This window comes from Nocardiopsis sp. NPDC055824, from assembly GCF_053616335.1.
This window is the reverse complement of the sequence record NZ_JBSHDN010000365.1, coordinates 1-3,066: the sequence shown is the minus strand read 5'-3', so window position 1 is coordinate 3,066 and position 3,066 is coordinate 1. Positions and strand designations below refer to the sequence as shown.

Sequence of the window (3,066 nt, the reverse complement as noted above, 5' to 3'; positions counted from 1 at the left end):
CGGGGCGGCCCGGCCCGCCGCGAAACGCGGGGGCGGGGCCGCCCCCTCGCGGCGTCTCCGGGCCCTCCCCGAGCCCGCCGGTCGCGGTCGGCGGGCGTCCGTTCGCGCCCCGCGCCCGCGCTCCGGTCGGCCCGGTCGTCCGTGCGGGAGGGGCGGTCCCGTCACTGCTCGTATCCTGGGGACGGCGGAGACGAGTGAGGACGGCGATGTCGGCGACGAGGCTGCTGGTGCTGGGCGCGGTGCGGATCCACGGGGGGACCCACGGGTACCGGGTGGGCCGCGAACTCATGTCCTGGGGCGCCAAGGAGTGGGCCAACGTCAAGTGGGGGTCCATCTACCACGCGCTGAACAAGCTCACCTCCGAGGGCAGGCTGCGGGAGTTCACCGCCCCCGGCGACGAGGAGGTGGGCCGCACCTCCTACGCGCTCACCGACGAGGGGGAGGCCGAACTCCGCCGGCTGATGGGCGAGGCCCTGCGCCACACCGGCGACGACCACGGCCTGCTGTGCGCCGGGATCACCCTGATGACCTCGCTGCCGCGCGCGGAGGCGGTCGGGCTGCTCAAGGAGCGGCTCGCCGCACTGGAGGAGGCGTCCCCGGGGCTGGGCGACGCGGTCCGGGCCACGGACGCCGAGTGGGGGAAGCCCCCGCACGTGCGCGAGCTGTTCACGCTGTGGCGGCTCACCACGGACGCCGGCGCCGAGTGGACCCGTCGGCTGATCGCCTCGCTGGAGGCCGGGAAGTACACGATGGCCGACGACAGCCCCCGCGCCTTCGGATTGCCGCCGGTACGCGACGACGCCTGACCTCCGGCCGCAAGGCCCACGGCGCCCGTCCGGCCGCCGACCCGCTCGCACGCCGTTCCTGTGGCGACCGTGCCCGGTCCCGGATCCTCGGCCCCTTCGCGCACGGCCGCCCCGTGACACGACTCCGCCCCGCGCTTCCCCCGCACGCCGCGCTTCCGGCGACACGGACGCCCCTCACCCTTCCCGGGCGTGGCCGGGGGACTGGTTCCGGCCCTCGCTTCCCGGGCGCCCCTCCTCGTGCTCTCCGTGTCCGGCCCGGCGGAACCCGCCTCCGAGCCCCGTATCCCCGGTCCCGTCACCGCCCCGCGCGCCTGAGCAGGGACGGTCGCCGATTTTAATATTCAAGTTTGAACATCTGTCGGGGATGGGGCAGACTCGTCGCCGCATTCAAGTTTGAATAAGGAGGCGGGATGATCCACACGCACGAGCTGGCCCGGACGTTCCGGGTCGGCAAGGACGTCGTCGAGGCCGTGCGCGGCGTCGACATCGACGTCGAGGAGGGCGAACTCGTCGCGCTCCTCGGGCCCAACGGGGCCGGGAAGTCCACCACGCTGCGCATGCTCACCACACTGCTGGAGCCCACCTCGGGGACCGCCACGGTCGCCGGGCGCGACATCCGCACCGAGCCCGCCGAGGTCCGCCGCCGGATCGGGTTCGTCGGCCAGGGGAACGGCGCCGGCGGCGACCAGCGGGTCGGGGAGGAGCTGCGCACGCAGGGACTCCTGTACGGGCTCGACCGCCGCACCGCGCGCCGCCGCGCCGACGAGCTGCTCGACCTGCTGGACCTGGGAGGCGCCTCCGACCGGGAGGCGGGCAAGCTCTCCGGCGGCCAGCGCCGCAGGCTCGACATCGCCATGGGGCTCGTCCACGAGCCCGGCCTGCTGTTCCTGGACGAGCCCTCCACCGGCCTCGACCCGCACAGCCGCGCCAACCTGTGGGAGCACGTGGCCCGGCTGCGCGAACGGCTCGGCACCACGGTCGTGCTCACCACGCACTACCTCGACGAGGCCGACGACATGGCCGAACGGGTCCTGGTCATCGACCACGGACGCGTCATCGCCGACGGCACCGCCGACGAGCTCAAGGGCAAGGTGTCCGGGGACCTGGTCACCTTCTCCGTGGGAAGCGAGGAGGACGCGCGCACGGGCGCCGGGATCGCCGAGCGGGTGCCCTCCGCCGGGCCCGCCGAGGTGGTCGCCGCCGTGGGCCGGGACCCGGAGGTGCGCTTCCGCGTGGAGCGCGGGGACGGCGTCCTGCCCGAACTGCTGCGCACCCTCGACGCGGCCGGGGTCGCGCTGCTCTCCGTGCGGGTGCAGCGGCCGACCCTGGACGACGTGTTCCTGACCCTGACCGGGCGCAGCCTGCGCGAGGAGGAGGCATGACCGTGAGTGAACAGCCGAGGACCGGGGCGGCCCCGGCGCGCGGGTCGGGCGTCGCGCGCGACACCTGGACCGTGTTCGTCCGCCAGATGCGCCCGCTGCTGCACCGGCCCCTGCTCCTGGGCTTCGGGATGCTCCAGCCGATCCTGTACCTGGTGCTGTTCGCGCCCCTGCTCACCGGGCTCGCGGGGGCCGAGGGCGAGAACCCCTGGCAGTGGTTCGTGCCCGGCCTGCTGGTCATGGTCGCCCTGTTCACCACGGGGTTCGCCGGGTTCGGGCTGCTTCCGGAGATGGCCTCCGGCGCGCACGAGCGGATGCTGGCCACCCCGGCGAGCCGGGTGTCGCTGCTGCTCGGCCGGGTGCTGCGGGACGTGACGCAGATGATGGCGCAGATGGTGCTCATCATCGTGCTGGTGATCCCCTTCGGACTGCGGATCTCCGTGGCGGGCGCGGTGGTCGGCCTGCTCCTGCTCGCCGTCCTGGGGATCGGCCTGTCCACCCTGTCGTACCTGACGGCCATGGCGGTGAAGCAGACCTACGTGTTCGCTCCGGTGCTCCAGACGGTGCTCATGCCGCTGATGCTGCTGTCCGGCGTGCTGCTGCCGATGGAGCTGGCCCCGTCGTGGCTCTACGGCCTGTCCCGGCTCAACCCGGTGGCGTACGTGGTGGACGCCGAACGGGCCCTGTTCGCGGGCGACTGGGGCCTGTCGGTCGGGATCGGCTGGGCCGTCGCGGTCGCGCTGGCGGTCGTCGCGCTGGCGTTCGGCTCGCGGGCGATGCGCAGGCTCAGCTCCTGAGGGCCGTGCTTGTTCCGGGCCTCCGCTCCGCTTCGGCCCGTGCCCGTTCCGGACCTCCGCTCCGGCCCGGGGCCTGCACCGGGC

General features: G+C 74.2%; 3 protein-coding genes. All 3 read left to right on the top strand.

Going from position 1 to position 3,066, the window contains the following annotated elements:
* The first annotated feature begins 206 nt into the window (after positions 1-206).
* The 3 genes from ACWGL3_RS31815 to ACWGL3_RS31805 all read left to right on the top strand — a co-directional run bounded on the left by ACWGL3_RS31815 (position 207) and on the right by ACWGL3_RS31805 (position 2,982).
* On the top strand, positions 207-806 hold the full coding sequence (locus ACWGL3_RS31815) for a PadR family transcriptional regulator (RefSeq protein WP_267947920.1): 600 nt from the start codon (positions 207-209) through the stop codon (positions 804-806).
* Positions 807-1,216: 410 nt separating this feature from the next.
* A complete protein-coding gene (locus ACWGL3_RS31810) occupies positions 1,217-2,188 on the top strand; it encodes an ATP-binding cassette domain-containing protein (protein WP_267947921.1) in 972 nt (323 codons plus the stop codon).
* Positions 2,185-2,982, top strand: coding sequence for an ABC transporter permease (locus ACWGL3_RS31805; protein ID WP_267947922.1), 798 nt, complete (start codon positions 2,185-2,187; stop codon positions 2,980-2,982). Before ACWGL3_RS31810 ends, ACWGL3_RS31805 begins: the two co-directional genes overlap by 4 nt.
* Positions 2,983-3,066: the final 84 nt, after the last annotated feature.

Coding starts and splice junctions, on each gene's coding strand:
- ACWGL3_RS31815 (WP_267947920.1), top strand. CDS start 207: ATGTCGGCGACGAGGCTGCTGGTGCTGGGCGCGGTGCGGATCCACGGG.
- ACWGL3_RS31810 (WP_267947921.1), top strand. CDS start 1,217: ATGATCCACACGCACGAGCTGGCCCGGACGTTCCGGGTCGGCAAGGAC.
- ACWGL3_RS31805 (WP_267947922.1), top strand. CDS start 2,185: ATGACCGTGAGTGAACAGCCGAGGACCGGGGCGGCCCCGGCGCGCGGG.